Here is an 18,917-nt window from a genome sequence, read left to right as displayed (position 1 = left end):
AACTTTATATTTATGATATTAGTTATAGACATAGGCAACACTTCGATTAAAATCGCTGCAACGGATAACTATAAAATCATTTCTTACAAGAGAACAACTGAGATCGATTTCATTAATGATTGTAAAAGTGTTATTACACAATTTCCGCAAATAAAAAACGCAGCCCTATGCCAAGTAGGTAGAATCAATCTAGACAAAATCAAACAGTTAGAAAAGCTAGTGTCTGTTTTCAAGATTGAGAACCACATTAAACTACCTTTTACAAATCTGTATCAATCAACAACTTTAGGAAATGACAGAATAGCACTAGTATCTGGAGCCATTTCGAGAATTGAAAAAGAAGAAAGTTGCTTAATAATTGACGCAGGGACCTGCGTGACTTATGACTACATTGATAAGAATTTAAACTATCACGGCGGTGCAATTTCACCAGGTTTAAGATTACGTTATGAATCACTTCATAATTTTACAGCAAACCTTCCGTTATTAACTGCACAAACTATAGATAACTTCATTGGCAATTCTACCACAACAAGCATTCACAGTGGTGTTATTAATGGTTTAGCACAAGAAATAAAAGGCTGCATTAGACAGTACGAACAAAAAAACAAAGACATTAAAGTTTTTATGACCGGTGGAGACGCTCAACTATTGTCAACTCAACTAAAAAGCCGTTTCTTTGCCACGCCTTTTTTGATGCTCGAGGGCATCTATTATTTATATCAATTTAATAAAGACTTATGATCAGAAGTATTTTAATCGTTTTAGTGGCATGTACTTGCTTTACAGGAATGGCACAACAGCGTACTTCATCTCCCTATTCCTTCTTTGGTTTAGGTCAACAAACATTTAAAGGCACAATTGAAAATCGCAGTATGGGAGGAATTCGAACATACAGTGACAGTATACATGTGAACTTACGAAATCCTGCTTCTTACGGTAACTTGAGACTGACTACCTACACCGTAGGAGCTGTCCATACTGAAACATGGGCTGAAACAAATACAGCAAAAGAAACTTACGACAATACAACTATAGAATACATAAGTATTGGTGTACCTCTAGGTAAAAAAGCAGCATTCGGATTTGGACTTATACCTTTTCAATCAGTCGGATATGAGTTAGGAACATTAACAGATGAAATTTACACCAACTTTAAAGGTGAAGGAAGTCTTAATAGAGCATACTTCGGCTTAGGCTACCAGTTAATAAAAGGTCTTAACATAGGTGGAGAATTGAGGTATAATTTTGGAGAAGAAATCAATTCTTCAAGTGTTGTTCTAGCAGACGTACAATTTGGCTCCAATGAAGTTAATGAAACCGACTTTAGTGGCGTTTCATATAATTTCGGTCTACATTACAATGGTAATATTAGTGAAAAATATATCATGCAAGCAAGCGCTACTTTTTCACCTGAAAGCAACATTACCGGTGATAATAATCGAATTTTATCAACTATTGTACTTACCGGACCTTCTGCAGAAGTTATTGTAAACACACAGGACGTCGATGTGCCTCGTACGAAATTTAAACTACCATCTGAAATATCCTTAGGCCTAGGTGTAGGAGAGCGATTAAAATGGTTTGCAGCAGCAGAGTATACGTTACAAGGGACTAGCAGCACTACTAATCGTTCATTTGCGCCAGCTTCAGCGACATTTACCGATGCTGCATCGTATAGAATAGGTGGATATTTTATACCTGACTACAATAGCATCTCTAATTACTGGAAAAGAGCAACCTATCGAGCAGGATTACGTTATGAAGAAACCGGATTACAATTGAACGGACAAGACATAACTGAGTTTGGCATGTCTTTTGGAATAGGAATACCTGTAGGACAAACTAGCGCGTTTTCTAATGTAAATATTGGATTAGAATACGGTCAAAGAGGAACTACATCAAATGGTTTAGTTAAAGAAGACTTCTTTAGCATTTCCCTAGGGTTATCTTTAAATGACAGGTGGTTCCAGAAAAGAAAATATAATTAAGAACGATAAATTAAGTATTATGAACCTTAAAACTACATTTTTAACTTTTGTTGCTGTTATCAGTATCGCTTTCGCGAAAGCGCAAGAAGCAGGAGACTGTAATGTCATGTTGAGCATATTTGCAGAAAATGCAAAAGCAAAAAATTATGACGAAGCCTATAAGCAACTTGGAGACTTAGTAACTAATTGTCCAGATGCTAGTGCAGCCATTTATCAATATGGTGAAATAATTTATGAACACCGTTTAAGAAAAAAAATAGGTGATGAAGGAGCAAATGCTCAAGGATTAATTGATATGCTAAACGCTCAAATCACAAAATTTGGTGATAAGGTAAATACTAGTAAGAAAAAAATTGAAATGGCTAGTAAAATGTATAAGTACGGAATTGGTGAGCAGTCTAATCAATACATGATGTTAGAAGATGTTTTCACAAAAGATCCAGACAACTTTACAGACCCTAACGGAATGATTACCTACTTCAAGTTAGCAGAGAAAGAATACAAATCAAGTAAAATAGATCTTCAGAAGTTATTTGATACTTATGATGCTTTAACTGAAAGAATAGCACAAGTACAAGATGAGCGTTCTACAGTTATTCAACAATTACTTGACAAAAAAGAAACTGAAGGTTCATTAACTGAAAAAGAAGAAAAAACTATTGTTAATCAAGAAAAAAACTTGAAAAACTACAACATAGTTAACAAGAGTGTTAATGGTACACTAGGACAATTAGCAGATTGTGATAAACTAATCCCTTTATATGAGCAAGATTTTGACTCACAGCAAAGCGATGAGAAATGGTTAGGTAATGTATTAAGAAGATTGCAAAGTAAAGATTGTACGGATGCACCTTTATATGTAAGATCAGTAAAAGCTTTACATGTATTAAAGCCTAGTTGGAAGACCGCTTACGGACTAGGGAACATAGCAACTACTCAATCGGAAAAATTTCAATACTGGGATCAAGCGATTGAACTAGGTGCTGATAATGATACAAAATCAAGAATTCACTACAAGAAAGCTGAAATCTTTAAAGGTAAAGGTCAATATGGTAGTGCAAAGAAAGAATATCTTGCCTCTAATGCTGCAAAACCTTCTTTTGGATTACCTTTCTTAAGAATTGCAAACCTAGTTGCTAGCAGTGCAAACAGCTGTGGTACTACTCCATTTGAAAAAAGAGCTGTGAATTGGCTAGCGGCACGTTATGCTGATAAAGCAGGAAGTGTAGACGCAAGTTTAAAATCTACAGCAGCAAAGACTGCAGCTAGTTACAGAGGTAGAGCTCCACAAAAATCTGAGATTTTCATGGAGAAAGCTTACAATTCTGGTGACACTATTAGATTTAACTGTTGGGTTGGAGATTCTGTAAGAATACCTTAAGAATGAAACAACTTATTCACTTATTAAAAATTACAATCACGGCTATGGCCGTGATTTGTGTTTTATCCTGTGATGATAATTTAAAGGCTATTCAAAAAATGCAAATCGCATCTAATGAGCCTATGGGAGAAGTAAAAGAAATGCTTCTTAAACATACTGATAGCGGATTAATTAAAGTGAAAATGAGCGGTGAAACTATGTTAGATTTCTCTAACGATATTTATCCTTACACAGAGTTCCCTGACGGCATTCATGTCGTCGTTTATGAACATAAAAAAGACAGCGTACTAGAAACCCATATAACTGCAGACTATGCTATTATGTATAGTGAATCAGATTTAGTAGATTTGAAAGGAAATGTGACTATAGTCAATCATGACGGAAATACTTTTCACGGAGAACAACTTTACTGGGATCAAACTGCAAAGTGGATTTTTACTGATCAGTCATTTTCTACCCAACTTAAAAACGCATCAACATCTGGCACCATGCTCGACGCAGATGAAGAGTACAATAAAATAACTGTACGAGATAATAACGACCAGTTTTACAGAACACCTTTGAAAAAATGACAAAATTCTTTAAATACTTCCAATACGCTTATCTAATTTTTGCTGGATTCTTTTTAGTTCGCGGTTTTTATGAACTTGAAGAGAATCCTAACATGGCTTATGTATTATGGGCAATGGCTGCATTAGTCTTATTCATGTTTTTCTTTAGGAGAAGATATATCAGTAAATTTGATAATCGCAATAATAACAGCGATTCAAAATAATGCTTACAGCGGTACTGATTATATTCACCATGCTAGTTCTTAGCGCCTTTTTCTCAGGTATGGAAATAGCATATGTATCTTCTAATAAGATACACATAGAGCTAGAAAAACGTCAAGAAGACTTTATAGGTCGAGTTTTGCGCAATCTTACAGCTCACCCATCAAAGTTCATTATCTCCATGCTAATAGGCAACAGTATCGCGCTTGTTGTCTATGGATTATATATGGGAGATTTAGTTACAGAAGAGCTTATTATACCGCACCTAGAACTGACAGAAAGCTTGCAATTAGTCGTTCAAACCATCATTTCCACCTTAGTCATCTTACTAACTGCTGAATTTCTTCCTAAAGTATTTTTTCAAATTTACTCTAACGAATTACTAAAATTCTTTGCGCTACCAGCTTATATATTTTACCTATTATTCACTCCGGTATCTTGGATTTGCATAAAAATATCTGATTTTTTCCTGCGCATATTTTTTAAATCTAATGGTGATAATATACAGTTATCATTTTCAAAAATTGAACTAGGTAATTACATTACCGAACAAATGGAAAGCGCTCAAGAACAGGATGAAGTGGATACTGAAATTCAGATATTTCAAAACGCATTAGACTTCTCTGCTGTTAAAGCTCGTGAAGTAATGGTGCCACGTACAGAAATGATCTCAGTACAACAAGATATTGACATTAAAGAACTAAACAAAAAATTTGTAAATACTGGGCTTTCAAAGATTTTAATTCATCATGAAACCATCGATGACATTACTGGATACGTACACAGTTTTGATTTATTTAAATCTCCCGATGATTTAAACAGCATCGTGCGCAGTGTTATAAACGTCCCAGAGACTATGCTTGCAAAAGACGTTCTTAATCTATTAATGAAACGACGTAAAAGTATTGCCATTGTATTAGATGAATACGGTGGTACATCTGGATTAATAACCGTAGAAGATATTGTTGAAGAGCTCTTTGGTGAAATTGAAGATGAGCATGATTCTGATACTCTAATCGACACTCAAATTAGTGATACAGAATTTAAATTCAGTGCTAGATTAGAGGTAGACACCATCAATGAGAACTACAAACTAGACCTACCAGAAAACGAACAATACGAGACACTAGGTGGACTCATTGTATTTGAAACTGAAGGTATCCCTACAGAAGGTGACATTGTCACTATTGAACAATACAAATTCACGATTCTTGAGACCTCAAATAACAAGATTGACCTTGTTGAATTAGAGATTTTAGACAAGGAATAAGTTAAGGAGTTATCGAGCGTTTGAGAATACGCTTTCGCGAAAGCATATTTATCACCCAACTTACTGCTATAAAGCACCGTTTAAGCTTTAATTATTAGAGGGAAAACACTATTTTCGCCGACACTTTAAAATTAAACCCATTTAAGATGGCCATATTAGGTAAAATCAGATCACAAGGATTAATCCTTATTCTAGTAATCGCTCTTGCATTATTTGCATTTATTATTCAAGGTTTACTGACCTCTAACGGTGCTGCAAAGGCGTCTTCATTAGGATCAGTAGGAAGTACTGAGCTAGACAGAGAAGCATTTGCTCGTAGAGTTGAGGCGACAATGCAACAACGTGGCGCTGGGACATCTACCGTTCAAGCAGTAAATAGCGTATGGGATGCAGAGGTTAGAGATGCTGTTTTAAACATGCAAATCAACGAAGCAGGTATTGAAGTATCTGACGAGGCTGTGAAGAATCAAGTAAAAAGCATGTATGCAAATGCTCCTATTTTCTTAGATGAAAACGGACAGTTCTCTGAAATTAAAATGAACACATTTGTTGCAGACTTAAAAAATAATCAACCAGAACGTTACCAATTATGGTTGCAGGATGTTGAGAATGCAGCAGATCAGTCTAAGCAAACTCAATTCTTTAATCTTTTAAAATCTGGTATTATTGGCACACAGGCGTCAGGAGAAATGGAATATCGCCTGGCAAATGATAATCGTAGCTTTACTTTTGTAAACATACCTTACACCAGCATTGCAGATTCAGAAGTAGAAATTTCAAAATCTGAGATATCTTCTTATATCGCAAAGAACGAATCTAAGTTTAAGTCTGAAGCACAACGCGACATTCAATATGTAGTATTTGAAGACAAAGCTTCTGAGGCAGATAAAGCAGCCATGAAATCTGATATGACTAAGCTATTAAGCTCTTATGAAGAGTTTAGCGAAAATACTAACAGAACCGAAACATACCAAGGTCTTAACACTGTGGAAGACGTAGAAACGTTTGTAAATTCTCAATCTGACCTGCCATATGACGGCTCTTATTTATTAACTTCTAAGTTACCAGCAACCGCAAAAGCTATAGCTGCTTTAGAAGAAGGATCTACTTATGGTCCTTATGAGGATGGTGAATACATGAAAATATCACGTCTTGAAGACAAGAAAACAATCATGGATAGTGTTCAAACTAAACACATCCTTGTCGCATATGCTGGTGCAACGCGTTCAGCTTCTACACGATCAAAAGAAGATGCAAAAAAGGTAGCAGACAGTATTTTTGCAACAATAGGTCAAAGTAATAGTAAGTTTAATGCTAAGTGGGACTACTTCAACGAGAATACTGAAGTAGCTAAAGGTGAAGACATAGGTTGGGTAGTTTACTCTGGAAATGCTAGAAACTTTGCGCCTGGATTCACAAAATTTCTTTTTGAAAATGATAAAGGTTCTGTAGGTATATCAGAAAGCTCTTTCGGTTACCACATTATCCATATACAAGACACTAAAGCACCAACTGAAGCTGTTAAAATAGCGACTATTGCAAAGAAAGTAGAAGCTTCTAAAGCGACTGGAAAGCAATTATTTACTGATGCTCAAAAATTCCAACAAGGTGCTGCTGAAAAAGATTTTACTGAAGTTGCTAAAGAATTCACACTGGATGTAAAGCCTGTAAAAAACTTAAAAGCAATGGATGAGAATTTACCAGGCTTACAGAGAAACCGTTCTGTAGTTCAATGGGCTTTTAAAGAAGGAACAAACATAGGTGATACAGAACGTTTTGAAACTCCTGAAGGATATGTAATCGTGCAATTGACTAGAAAAGCTGAAGCAGGGCTTATGTCTGCTGAAGAAGCTAGCGCAACTGTTACTCCTATCCTACGTAACAAGAAGAAGGCAAAAATGATCATGGATCAAATTACAGCAACTGAAGTCAATGACATCGCATCTGCACAAGGCTTAAATGCTAGAGCAGCAACTGCTGTTAATCGTAAATCGCCTACAATACCAGGAGTTGGTGAAGAGCCTAAAGTAGTAGGTACTGCATTTGGTCTTGCCGAAGGAGAAACTTCAAAACCTATTGCTGGTGAAAAAGGTGTATTTGTTGTTAAAGTAACGGCAATTGAAAACGCACCAGATCTAGGAAGCTATAAAGCAGATGCTAATGAGGTTGCTAATCGTACGGCAAACCAGGCGACATCTAAGTTAGTAGAGGCTCTTAAGAAGTCTATAGAGATTACAGATAATAGATCTACTTTTTACTAGAAAGCAGATTACAGCATATTAAAAAAAGCCACTCAAAGAGTGGCTTTTTTTATTGATGACTCATTCCTTTTTATATTAATAATAAAATATCTCTAACTCGTATCCTAACCCTAATTGTTTCATCGGTCCACCAATCGTTCTGGGATATTGTCTTTCCGATACTTCTCTCCATTCAGCCTTATCGGAATACCTAGAATGAAAATAATCAATAGACTCATTCTTCTTTTTTGGATGTAGTGCAATTAAAGGTACATCATATATATTGTTGATCGTCTTAATGGTATCTCCATTACGCTTTAAATATTTAAACCTAGGAATAGCAAGCATATCACCATTTTCGTCACAAGGACCCATATTCAATATACTCACAAGAATACCTTTATCTGGAAATACTATTTCCTCATTTGAGTAATCCAACTCATACTTAAATTTCTTACCTGAAACTATAAAATCTTTAGTAGGATAATTCAATTTTACAAATGAAGAATCGGAAAGCATTTCATAAAATTGAACGCGAAACAAAAAATTAGTTTCAAGTCTTTTACTTTTAACAGGATATGATTTCTTGCCAGGTTTTTTCTTCATCAATTCATTTGATTGTTCCCAATCAGCATTTTTCTTAATAATTGGCACTGTTAATTGGGTTAACCTCACATCAGTTCTATCATTCTCCTTGATAAGAAACAACCCATATTCTTGCCCGTGATAATGCGGCATACCATCTAACCAATGTTTCTTTCTAGATGGTGGTTGCTTAAGTTTCTTAGTCTTTATAGGTTCACCTTTAAGTACGACTGCATCTAGAAACTGATCTTTTTTTATCAAAATAATCTGATAATCATCTATATCAGACACTTTTATTTTTAAGACCTCATAACCTAGACCATCTAGATATAATTCCCCATCTTTTAACTCTTCAGGTAAAAAAAATGAACCGTCAACATTTGAGTAAATACTATTATCCTCATAATAAACTAGGACATTTGAAATCGGCTCTTTAGACTGGTTATCTATTATCTGATACTCGATTTGAGCATGTAATAAAACTGAATAACTTAATAGAAGTAAGAACAGCAGTTTCTTTATGGCTTTCATAGATAAGTGTTTTTAACCTTAAAAATATACTACTTATCAAAGCAAAAGGCGAGATATTATAAAATCAATTCAATTCTCTAGGCCTCAAGCTTAAGTTTATTTGAGTTTCAATTTCCTGAAACAACATCATCCCATTCCAGAACAATTTCAAATCCTTTAGATTTAAAATAAGCTCGTTCTTCAATATCACCAGTGCACATTATAAAATCGCCACCCCAACCACCTAAACTTTTTATAGCTTGTGTATAATCTGGAAAAAGCTTTTGCTTTACTGGCTCTAATCCTATTAAACTAGAAATGATAACTTCGTGTCTATTGACAACCTCATTAAAGTAAGCTAGATCATTAGAGGCATCCTTAAATCTTTGTGGCATCTCATCCAATTCCTTCCTTAATTCATCCGTAATTAATGAATTATCAAAACGTGCTATAGAGTCTCTACTATTTTGTTTTCTGTTGAGATACACAAAGAAAATAGATTCCATTATAGTGGGATTCCAATCAAATGGTTCAACAATTGGTAGCCCGTTATTATAATTATAGATCAGTCTACTATTTTCAGTAGCACAAGCTATATCATATCCACTACCACCGAAACAAGCAAACTGTAACATATAGGCATCACATTCTAGCCATTGCGCTATAAGGGAAATTAATGTAGAACTAGTTCCCATACCGTATTTTCGATTAAAATCTAATGTCGTGATTGCATTGAATCCATCAGCCATTTTATCCAGCGCTTGAGGATACAACTCTATTGCTTTTCTTAAAATCTCAACAAGTTTAACTGTAACCGCATTATCAGATTTAAAAGTGTCTAGATTTTTCAAAACATTTAAATCAAGTGTAGCTTCAAACCACAAACTACCATCATGGTCATAGCTTTTCCAAGCGAACTGACCATCATTTCTAGAATTAATATTAAGATACTGATTTAACTTCAAAGGCATCGCTAGCGCAGATACGTTATCGAGCACGACATATTCACCTGTGATAAGGAATTTACCATGAGCGCTATATTTCTTTTTGATGACTTCTTTATTCAATTGTTTTTATTTGTCGTTGTGTTTTCTTTAAAGTGCAATACTATTGATACTTATTAATCGATTAGCGCTTTTTTAATTAAAACTATTTGGCCCAAGTGATAGTAACTATGCTCGATAATAGCATCGATATTTCTATAAAAATCACCATACTTAGGATCTACAAAATCTTTTTTAAGTTCCTCGTCAGTTAATCGCTCGACATACAAGGCTAGATCCTCACAATCCTGCCAGAACCGATTTAAAAAACGATCCCAATCTTGTTGTGATTTGATTTCAGGAAAATCAAAACTATATATATCACTAATTTCTAACCTACCGTTTGCAAATACATTTTTAACACCTGCGATATAATAGTGAATATGTTGAGCAAGTGCGGCTATAGTATTAAATGAATGTAATTCAGTAATTGCAACATGCCAGTCTAGACTTATTAACTGGTCTTTATAATTAGTATTGGCAATCCACATTCCATTGAGAAAAACTTCTCTCAAGCGATCAGCAAGGACATTTGAATTAGCCATAACCTCTTTATTTTTTTCTTATATCTGCTAGCATTTCTCGCAATCCTGAGAAACTAGGTGTCTTATCTTGAAAAGCTTTTTTGAGCAATAACTTTTCATCATCATTTGCTCCTATTTGTTCTAACATATTCACTAAATGCATTTTCATGTGTCCCGCCTGTATTCCAGTAGTCACAAGTGAATGTAAAGCGGCAAAGTTTTGCGCCAGTCCACAAACGGCAGTTACCTTCATTAAATCCTGCGCACTTGGATTTTCTAAAATCTGCATGGCAAGTTTAGAAAGTGGATGTAGCGATGTGAGACCACCTACCGTACCTAAGGCTAATGGAAAATCTGCTTCAAAAGTAAAGACATCGTTTTCTACTCTTGCTCTAGTTAAACTTCTATATTGTCCATCTCTAGCCGCATAAGCATGCACTCCTGCCTCAACAGCTCTAAAATCATTACCCGTTGCAATCACTACAGCATCTATACCATTCATAATCCCTTTATTGTGAGTTACCGCTCGATAAGGTTCTACCGTAGCGATATCTACAGCACGAGTAAATTTACGGGCAAAGTCTGCACCGCTCACACCATTAATTGTTCCTATCTGATCAATTTTACACGATACAGATACATTCACCACACATTCTGGCACATAATTACTTAATATACTCATAATTACTTCAGGTATTCCCAGTGAGAACCCTTGAAACTCATTTGCTTTTTCTCTTAGCGTGTTTGCTAGCTGCTCCAGTGTAGTATTGATGAAATTTGCACCCATCGCATCCTTTGTCTCAAAAGTAGCATGCAGTTGATAATAACCAGATAGCACATCGGTCTTGTTTATCAATTGTACGTCTAATAATCCACCGCCGCGTTTTTTCATACTGGCATTTATGGACTGGATAGATTGTAGTAAGTCCGCTTTCGCGAAAGCGTAAAACGCATCCATCTCACCATGTAAACCTTTGTACATAATATGCACTTGACCAGATTTTATCGTCGACTTTATAGTAGTTTTAAATCCACCACGTTCTAACCAAAACTTAGCTGCTTTACTTGCTGCAGCCACCACAGAACTTTCCTCTATCGCCATGGGAATGGTCACCAATTTCCCATCAATTAAAAAATTAGGAGCTAGTCCAAACGGCAAATAGTAATTAGTAATCGTATTCTCACTAAAACCATCATGTAATTCTTGTAGTTTTTGGTCCTGATTCCAGTAACGTGTTATCGTATCATGTGCTATGATATCACCATCAAAATAAGTATCTACTAGCCAGTTAACTTTTTCTGTTTTAGAGAGTTTTGAAAAACCGATTACGGGTGCATCCATTGAAAAAAATTTAAGAGACAAAGATACAATTACAAGCGTTAATCCTAGTTTAAGGATAATGCAATAATCGGCGGGATTTTTGCGATTTTTTCTGTATACTTGATACTTTAACCCATTTTGCAATTACATGATTAAGAAAACACTTTTTGCTGCCCTATTTTTATTGACCAGTTCAGTGATGATTGCACAGCAAAACATTACTGTAGAAGATATTTACACAGGTCAATTCCGTACGGCTGGTTTACAATCTTTGGAATCTTTAAACAATGGAAAAGAGTACATTGTCCTAAATTATAATCGCGATCGTACACAAACCATAGATAAATATAGCTATGCGACTGGTGAAAAAACAGGTACGTTAGTAAGCAGTATAGATCTTAAATTACCGATTCGTTCTTACACTTTAAGTGATGATGAATCTCAAATGCTTATCGTTTCAGAAAGTCAACCTATTTTTAGATACAGTTCACATGATAAAGTACATGTTTATGACATGAACTCTAAAGAATTGACGCTCGTTAGTGAAGAGTTGGTGCGCAGTCCGGCACTTTCTCCAGATGGTAAAAAAGTGGCTTATGTGTTTGAGAACAATATTTATTACAAAGATTTAGCCTCAGGAAAAACTACTCAAGTTACTACTGATGGTATAGACAACAAACTCATCAATGGTGTTTCTGATTGGGTTTATGAAGAAGAATTTGCCATAGTACGTGCTTACCAATGGAGTCCAGACAGTAAGCAAATCGCTTTTATCTCGTTTGACGAGAGTGATGTTCCAGAATTTTCTATGGATGTTTATGGTAACGGACTATATCAAAAACAAGACGTTTTTAAATACCCTAAAGCTGGTGAAAAGAATGCCGTAGTAGGATTGCATGTATATGATCTGCTTTCGCGAAAGCGTAATAAAATTAACTTAAATCGCAATGAAGAATTTTACATTGCAAGAATTAATTACTCGCCTAATGGTAAACTTGCGGCGCAAGTATTGAATAGACATCAAGATGTACTAGACTTTTATTATGTAGACCAATCGGGTAATGCTAGCATTGCATTTACAGAAAAAGATAAAGCTTATGTAGATGTTACTGATGACTTAACGTTCCTAGAAGATGGTAGTTTTTTATGGACCAGCGAAAAAGACAACTGGAGACATATCTATCACTATGATGCTAATGGAAATGAAAAAAAACAAATCACAACGGGTAATTGGGATGTCACTTCTTATTACGGTTATGATGCTAAAAACAAGCGCATTTTTTACCAAAGTACAGAAGACGGAAGTATTAATCGCGGAATTTATTCTATTTCTTTAAAAGGTAAGAAAAAGTCGAAGTTGTCGAACCAAATAGGTTCGAACAGTGCTTCTTTTAGTAGTGATTTCAGTTATTTCATTAACACTTACTCGAGCGCTACTACTCCACCTATGTATACTTTACATACTTCTAAAAAAGGCGAGCAGGTTCGAGAAATTCAAAATAACAATGCATTATTAGATAAACTTGATAATTACAAGTTTGCTCAAAAAGAGTTTTCTACAATCAACATTAACGGGAATGATTTGAACATGTGGACTATGAAGCCTGCAAATTTTGACCCTAGCAAGAAATACCCTTTATTAATGTTTCAATATAGTGGTCCTGGATCACAACAAGTGGCCAATCGCTGGTATGGTGCAAATGATTACTGGCACAGTATGCTAGCAAATGACGGTTATATAGTAATATGTGTAGATGGTCGAGGTACCGGCTACAAAGGAGCCGACTTTAAAAAAGTGACTCAAAAAGAGTTAGGTAAATATGAAGTTGAAGATCAAATTGCGGTAGCTAAAAAAATGGGCGCAATGGATTATATCGACAGTTCTAGAATAGGGATTTGGGGTTGGTCTTATGGTGGATTTATGAGTTCTAACTGTATTCTTCAAGGTAATGATACTTTTAGCACTGCTATCGCAGTTGCTCCGGTTACATCTTGGAGGTTTTATGATAGCATTTATACAGAACGTTATATGACAACACCACAAGAAAATGCAAGTGGATACGATAACAATAGCCCGATGAGTCATGTAGATAAGCTCAAAGGCAAGTACCTACTTATACATGGTAGTGCAGATGATAATGTACATGTACAAAACACCATGCGCATGGTTGAAGCTCTTGTACAGGCTAACAAACAATTTGACTGGGCGATTTACCCAGATAAAAACCACGGAATTTATGGAGGCAATACACGCATCCATTTATTCAACAAGATGACAAACTTTATTCATAATAACCTTTAATAACACTAATCTTAATTAATAATCAAATGGAATATAAATTTGGTGGTTCACTTACGAACCAAAAAACAGTTCTAGGACATCCATCAGGATTGTTCGTTCTTTTCTTTACTGAAATGTGGGAACGATTCTCTTATTATGGAATGAGAGCATTACTTGTTCTTTTCTTAGTCGCATCAGTCTTTGATGAAGGTTGGGGCTGGGATAGAGCTGACGCGTTGACTTTGTATGCTTTTTATACAGGTCTTGTTTATGTAACTCCAATTTTTGGTGGATTAATAGCAGATAAGATTACAGGATATAGAAAAGCCGTTGTTATAGGGGCTTTATTAATGACTTTAGGCCATGCCTCTATGGCACTTGAAGGACTTACAGGAACTTTCTTTTATTTAGGTCTCGTTCTTCTTATTATAGGTAATGGAATGTTTAAACCGAACATTTCATCGATGGTCGGTAAATTATACAAAACAGAAGACAAAGAGAAAGATGCTGGATACACGATATTCTATATGGGTATTAATGCTGGTGCTTTCTTGGGTATTTTACTTTGTGGCTACATAGGTGAATCTGTTGGATGGCACTATGGTTTTGGACTAGCTGGAATATTTATGTTTGTCGGAATGTTGCAATTCTATTTTGCTCAAGAAATTTTTGGTAAAATAGGATTATCTCCTAAAGGCGCTGAAGATTTTGATGATGCGATGGAAGACGCCTTAGAAGAAACTGAAGACGCCATTGAAGACACTATAGAAGAAGCAAAAAGCTCTAAAGTTGTATCAGATCGACTAATTGTAATTGGTGTACTAGCATTCTTTACCATCTTTTTCTGGTGGGCTTTTGAGCAAGCTGGTGGATCTATGACTATTTTTGCTGCAGACTATACAGATCGTGTATTAGAAGGTGATGGTGCATTAATATTTAAGATTTTCAATACACTATTAACAGTAATACCTATGATAATTATCACATGGGTATTAGGTATGTTATTCAAACAGACATATGCAAAGTTTGCTTTATCCAACATATTACTAGGTTTAAGTTTTGTTATCATATGGGCAATTGTAATATGGATGTTATATCGTCAATTCACTGATCCTGCTCCTGAAGTTCCTGCTTCATGGTTTGGAATTTTAAACTCATTCTTCATCATTGCATTTGCACCTATTTTTTCTAAAATTTGGGAAAGTAAATTAAATCCTTCTGGACCCGTAAAATTTGCTATCGGACTAATTCTACTAGGTATTGGTTTCGGAATTTTGGCATTTGGTTCTATGGGAATTCCGTTAGGAGCAAAAACGGCATCGGTAAGCATGATTTTCTTAATACTAGCATATTTGTTCCATACACTAGGTGAACTATGTGTTTCTCCTGTAGGATTATCCTATGTGAGTAAACTATCACCAGGAAAACTAGTCGGGTTAATGTTCGGTATATGGTTTGTTGCAAACTTTATTGCAAATACAGCAGCTGGACTAACAGGTCGATATATTGATCCTATTGTTGAAGATTATGGTATGGCTACATTCTTTATGATATTTACCATCATTCCTATTGCCGCTGGTTTTATAATGTTGGCACTTAGTAGACTTTTGGTAAAAATGATGCACGGAATCAGATAACCACATCTTCCTAATATTTTATAAAAAACGCACCATGGTGGTGCGTTTTTTGTTACCTTGAATTTTCAAAAGAAGGATACCTATGAAATGGATGTTTGTAATGATATTATTAATAGGTTCATTTGCTACCGCACAAGTGAACTGGATGACCATGGATGAAGCGCTTGCAGCTCAAAAGAAAGAACCTAGAAAGATTTTATTAAAGGCATATACAGAATGGTGTACCAACTGTAAGTGGATGGATAAATATGCCTTTGACAAACCAGAAATTGCTGCCTTTATTAATGAAAATTATTACCCAGTAAAATTCGACGCAGAAGGTACAGAAGTGATCAACTATAAAGGGGCTACTTATGGTAACCCGATGAAACAACGTAACGAACGTTCACAACATGAATTTGCTGGATTTATGCGCATTTTTGAATATCCTACATTAGTTTTCTTTGATGAAACCGGACGTATTATCAATCCAGTACCAGGAAAAATGGGACCTAAAAAACTAGAGATCTACATTACCATGCTGGCAGATGAAACGTATAAATCAATAAACACCGGTCAAAAGTGGTCGGATTACCAAGCTAATTTTGTTTATGAACTTCAAGGTGACACAAATTAATAGCACCTTCTTCATAAGTACTTAAAAATTCAATATTCCTTTTTTCACTAGTTAACCTCCAACGGTTTACATAAGTTCTATAATTAGAACCATCTGCAATAATTATTTGCGGTCTTAAGGCAGTTATTATTTTATCTAAATGTATTTTTGGAGAGTGAGACAAAAGTAAAATTGGGGTTTCGGCGCTTTTTATAATCACACCAGACTCATCTAAAACAACTACTTCTGTATCATTAAACTTCACTTTATTATTTAAAGAATCAATAGTTATAATTTTATTTCTATGTAATGAAGAAGATTTAATACGATCTAGAGCTGCCATGGACCTAGTTGAATCCATAGCGTGAAAATCAACTAGTAGTAAAACCTCTTCACGATTACTGATACTTATTACACTACCAGATGCTTGATGCATTACTACCACCTTAGAGTCTTCAGTTTTCAACTTTTTGAAAGACTGAAACCCTATAAAGCATATAATACTAATTATAGCTATATGTAAATTATAACCTGGTTCTTTAATGAGCACTCGTTCTCTCCTACTTTTTCTTACAGAACGATAGAAAAACAACGCACTACTTATCATAAATATGTAAATAAAAATAAGCTCTATGAGATCAAGATGTATTCCTTTAATAATAAACTGATCTTGAGAGCTAATTTTTTCAATGATAGTTACAATCCAATCCAAGCTTAAATTAAGTATTTCAACTAACCAATAAGACGGAATACCTGACCACAAAGATGCTAATAATAGGATTGAGAGCCCTATTATTAATGGCAATACAGGAAGTAATAACATATTACCTAAAAGAAATAGCCCTGGAAACTGATGAAAATAAAAAAGGCTTAATGGTGCAACGCCTATTTGAGCAGCAATGGTTACAGTGCCTATTTTCCAGAAGTAATCAATCACCTTCCACCGTGGTTGTATTAAATTGTATAAAATAGGCTGGATTAGCACGATAGCTATTACTGCAGTATAACTCAATTGAAAACCTACGTGAAATAGTAGCTTAGGATTAATTAATAATAATAAAAAAGCAGATAGTGCTAAGCTATGAAAAATGGAAGTTTTACGATTCACATTCATACCTATCGCAATAAAAGAGAACATAGTTACCGCTCTCATTATAGAAGGTGACATGCCTGTAATTAGAGCAAAAATCCATAACAATATTATTATAACGGCACTTTGTAGCCAGCGACCATTTTTTACAACTTTTAACCAATTCGTAAACCAGCGCAAAATGAGTAAGATAATACCAACGTGTAAACCACTTAAAGCAAGTATATGGATAACACCAGCATCTCTAAAACTTTGCGTGACTGATGACTCCACATTATTGCGTTGTCCTAATATCAAGGCCTGAATTATTCCTAGTGGCTTATCTTGTAAGCCTGATGTTTCAAGAGAATTCATTAATTGATTTCTTAAAGCAATAATCCACGATTTGTTCTCACCGACATAGACATTGAGTATATGATCATCATCGACATAAATCTGCCCATGGACATCAATCAAAGCGAGATACTCCTTATAATTAAAATCCCCTGGATTGCGCTCATCACTAGCTTGACTAATATCATCATAAACAGTAAGTCTATGACCGATTTTGTATTCAACACTATCTGATTTTTTAAATAAGACCAGAACCTTACCTGTAACATTTTTACCATCGATTTCATTAATACGCGCATAAAATCGATCATTGTAAGCATTAGGATTTAACTGATCCGTTAATTGAAACGTAATCATTTGCTCCTTACCGTGTATGGTGTGATTAGAAAAATGATGGGATTGATTAATAGGTCTCTTACTTACCATATTTAACACTCCTAAGGCAATAAGGAAGAATATTACTGAAAAACTAAAAAGCGCCTTGAATACGGTATTAGTTCTACTGAAAAAAATGGAAAAACATAAGACAAGAAAAGATGTGGATAGAACTATAAATGCAATATCTATAGTAATTTGCAGATACATCGCAATCAACAATCCTATCACGTATGCTAACAGTAACCTATAAATAGGATATCCTAACCACTTCATTATATGAAGTTAACAAAATAGTTTCAGAAAATAAAGAAATGCCCTACTCTAATCTACCAGCACTTAAATAGGCATTGAGCCAGTAACCTTCATTCATGGTAGAAACGATTACACCACGTGAGGTGGTAGAATGAACAAAACTAATTTCGGCAGGTGTCGTTTTTACTACTAGTCCTACATGGTTCACTCTAGTTTTGTTTTTTCCTGTAGCAAAGAATAATAAATCACCTTTCTCAACTTGTTTAAAATCAATAGCACTAGCAGCATTATATAAACTAGCACTTGTACGCGGCACCGATTTACCAGCTTCTTTAAAACTTACATGTATAAGACCACTACAGTCCATACCACTGCGTGAACTACCACCGTATTTGTACTTTGTGCCTTTATAACTTAGCGCAGTTTCAATGGCGTCTTTCAGTATTGGCGCTGTCTTTTCATCATCTACTCGAGAAGGCGCTGTGCTAGCTACGGGTTTCTCTACAGACTCTGCTTTCACCTCTCGAGAAGAAGTGTATACTCTATCTGGATAACGTTTTGCTGCTTCTTTTTTTGTGGTAACTATTCTAGGCTTAGAACTCTTACAAGACGAAGTCCCTAAGAGCATCATGCTGGTTAAACTAACAACAAATATTTTTGTTAAGTTGACTTTATAAATACGCTTTCGCGAAAGCGAGAACAACATCATCATA

16 protein-coding genes are annotated in these 18,917 nt (G+C 35.1%); 10 read left to right on the top strand and 6 right to left on the bottom strand.

Annotated features, from left to right (window positions below; genetic code table 11):
- Positions 1 to 12: 12 nt before the first annotated feature.
- The 7 genes from ACJJVI_RS08010 to ACJJVI_RS07980 all read left to right on the top strand — a co-directional run bounded on the left by ACJJVI_RS08010 (position 13) and on the right by ACJJVI_RS07980 (position 7,676).
- Positions 13 to 744, top strand: a complete 732-nt coding sequence (locus ACJJVI_RS08010) for a type III pantothenate kinase (protein ID WP_405351358.1) — start codon at positions 13 to 15, stop codon at positions 742 to 744.
- The gene (locus ACJJVI_RS08005) at positions 741 to 1,991 is read left to right on the top strand and encodes a hypothetical protein (protein WP_042245861.1); all 1,251 of its coding nucleotides are present in this window, start codon (positions 741 to 743) and stop codon (positions 1,989 to 1,991) included. The genes ACJJVI_RS08010 and ACJJVI_RS08005 overlap by 4 nt, the downstream gene beginning before the upstream one ends.
- A 19-nt stretch (positions 1,992 to 2,010) precedes the next feature.
- The gene (locus ACJJVI_RS08000) at positions 2,011 to 3,372 is read left to right on the top strand and encodes a hypothetical protein (protein WP_042269751.1); all 1,362 of its coding nucleotides are present in this window, start codon (positions 2,011 to 2,013) and stop codon (positions 3,370 to 3,372) included.
- A 2-nt stretch (positions 3,373 to 3,374) separates the two neighbouring features.
- Entirely contained in the window at positions 3,375 to 3,944 is a 570-nt protein-coding gene (lptC, locus tag ACJJVI_RS07995) for an LPS export ABC transporter periplasmic protein LptC (RefSeq protein ID WP_042269671.1), read from the top strand.
- Entirely contained in the window at positions 3,941 to 4,147 is a 207-nt protein-coding gene (locus ACJJVI_RS07990) for a hypothetical protein (RefSeq protein WP_042245854.1), read from the top strand. Before lptC ends, ACJJVI_RS07990 begins: the two co-directional genes overlap by 4 nt.
- Positions 4,147 to 5,415, top strand: a complete 1,269-nt coding sequence (locus tag ACJJVI_RS07985) for a hemolysin family protein (protein ID WP_042269669.1) — start codon at positions 4,147 to 4,149, stop codon at positions 5,413 to 5,415. Before ACJJVI_RS07990 ends, ACJJVI_RS07985 begins: the two co-directional genes overlap by 1 nt.
- Positions 5,416 to 5,561: 146 nt before the next feature.
- Positions 5,562 to 7,676: a peptidylprolyl isomerase gene (locus ACJJVI_RS07980; RefSeq protein ID WP_042269667.1), complete on the top strand. Its 2,115-nt coding sequence runs from the start codon at positions 5,562 to 5,564 to the stop codon at positions 7,674 to 7,676.
- A 75-nt stretch (positions 7,677 to 7,751) separates the two neighbouring features.
- Here the strand turns inward: ACJJVI_RS07980 and ACJJVI_RS07975 are convergent, their stop codons facing one another.
- The 4 genes from ACJJVI_RS07975 to ACJJVI_RS07960 all read right to left on the bottom strand — a co-directional run bounded on the left by ACJJVI_RS07975 (position 7,752) and on the right by ACJJVI_RS07960 (position 11,659).
- Positions 7,752 to 8,771: a hypothetical protein gene (locus ACJJVI_RS07975; protein ID WP_405351355.1), complete on the bottom strand. Its 1,020-nt coding sequence runs from the start codon at positions 8,769 to 8,771 to the stop codon at positions 7,752 to 7,754.
- A 107-nt stretch (positions 8,772 to 8,878) separates the two neighbouring features.
- Positions 8,879 to 9,817: a GYDIA family GHMP kinase gene (locus ACJJVI_RS07970; protein ID WP_405351353.1), complete on the bottom strand. Its 939-nt coding sequence runs from the start codon at positions 9,815 to 9,817 to the stop codon at positions 8,879 to 8,881.
- A gap of 53 nt (positions 9,818 to 9,870) precedes the next feature.
- On the bottom strand, positions 9,871 to 10,338 hold the full coding sequence (locus tag ACJJVI_RS07965) for a DUF1572 domain-containing protein (RefSeq protein ID WP_405351352.1): 468 nt from the start codon (positions 10,336 to 10,338) through the stop codon (positions 9,871 to 9,873).
- 7 nt (positions 10,339 to 10,345) lie between these two features.
- Positions 10,346 to 11,659, bottom strand: a complete 1,314-nt coding sequence (locus ACJJVI_RS07960; RefSeq protein WP_042245841.1) for a hydroxymethylglutaryl-CoA reductase, degradative — start codon at positions 11,657 to 11,659, stop codon at positions 10,346 to 10,348.
- Between the two features lie 127 nt (positions 11,660 to 11,786).
- Here ACJJVI_RS07960 and ACJJVI_RS07955 point away from each other — a divergent pair, with 127 nt between their 5' ends.
- The 3 genes from ACJJVI_RS07955 to ACJJVI_RS07945 all read left to right on the top strand — a co-directional run bounded on the left by ACJJVI_RS07955 (position 11,787) and on the right by ACJJVI_RS07945 (position 16,172).
- On the top strand, positions 11,787 to 13,940 hold the full coding sequence (locus tag ACJJVI_RS07955; RefSeq protein ID WP_405351349.1) for a S9 family peptidase: 2,154 nt from the start codon (positions 11,787 to 11,789) through the stop codon (positions 13,938 to 13,940).
- A gap of 26 nt (positions 13,941 to 13,966) precedes the next feature.
- Positions 13,967 to 15,556: a peptide MFS transporter gene (locus tag ACJJVI_RS07950; RefSeq protein ID WP_317290771.1), complete on the top strand. Its 1,590-nt coding sequence runs from the start codon at positions 13,967 to 13,969 to the stop codon at positions 15,554 to 15,556.
- Positions 15,557 to 15,638: 82 nt separating this feature from the next.
- Positions 15,639 to 16,172, top strand: coding sequence for a thioredoxin family protein (locus ACJJVI_RS07945; RefSeq protein ID WP_405351347.1), 534 nt, complete (start codon positions 15,639 to 15,641; stop codon positions 16,170 to 16,172).
- On the opposite strand, the gene ACJJVI_RS07940 is transcribed toward ACJJVI_RS07945, so the two are convergent.
- Together ACJJVI_RS07940 and ACJJVI_RS07935 are read right to left on the bottom strand one after the other, a co-directional pair.
- On the bottom strand, positions 16,135 to 18,225 hold the full coding sequence (locus ACJJVI_RS07940; protein WP_405351345.1) for a ComEC/Rec2 family competence protein: 2,091 nt from the start codon (positions 18,223 to 18,225) through the stop codon (positions 16,135 to 16,137). The genes ACJJVI_RS07945 and ACJJVI_RS07940 overlap by 38 nt on opposite strands.
- A 43-nt stretch (positions 18,226 to 18,268) precedes the next feature.
- On the bottom strand, positions 18,269 to 18,916 hold the full coding sequence (locus ACJJVI_RS07935; protein ID WP_405351343.1) for a C40 family peptidase: 648 nt from the start codon (positions 18,914 to 18,916) through the stop codon (positions 18,269 to 18,271).
- Position 18,917 lies beyond the last annotated feature (1 nt).

The sequence above is a fragment of the Nonlabens sp. Asnod3-H03 genome (genome assembly GCF_045063665.1).
Taxonomy (GTDB): Bacteria; Bacteroidota; Bacteroidia; order Flavobacteriales; family Flavobacteriaceae; genus Nonlabens; species Nonlabens ulvanivorans.
This window is presented reverse-complemented; position numbering and strand designations above follow the sequence as displayed.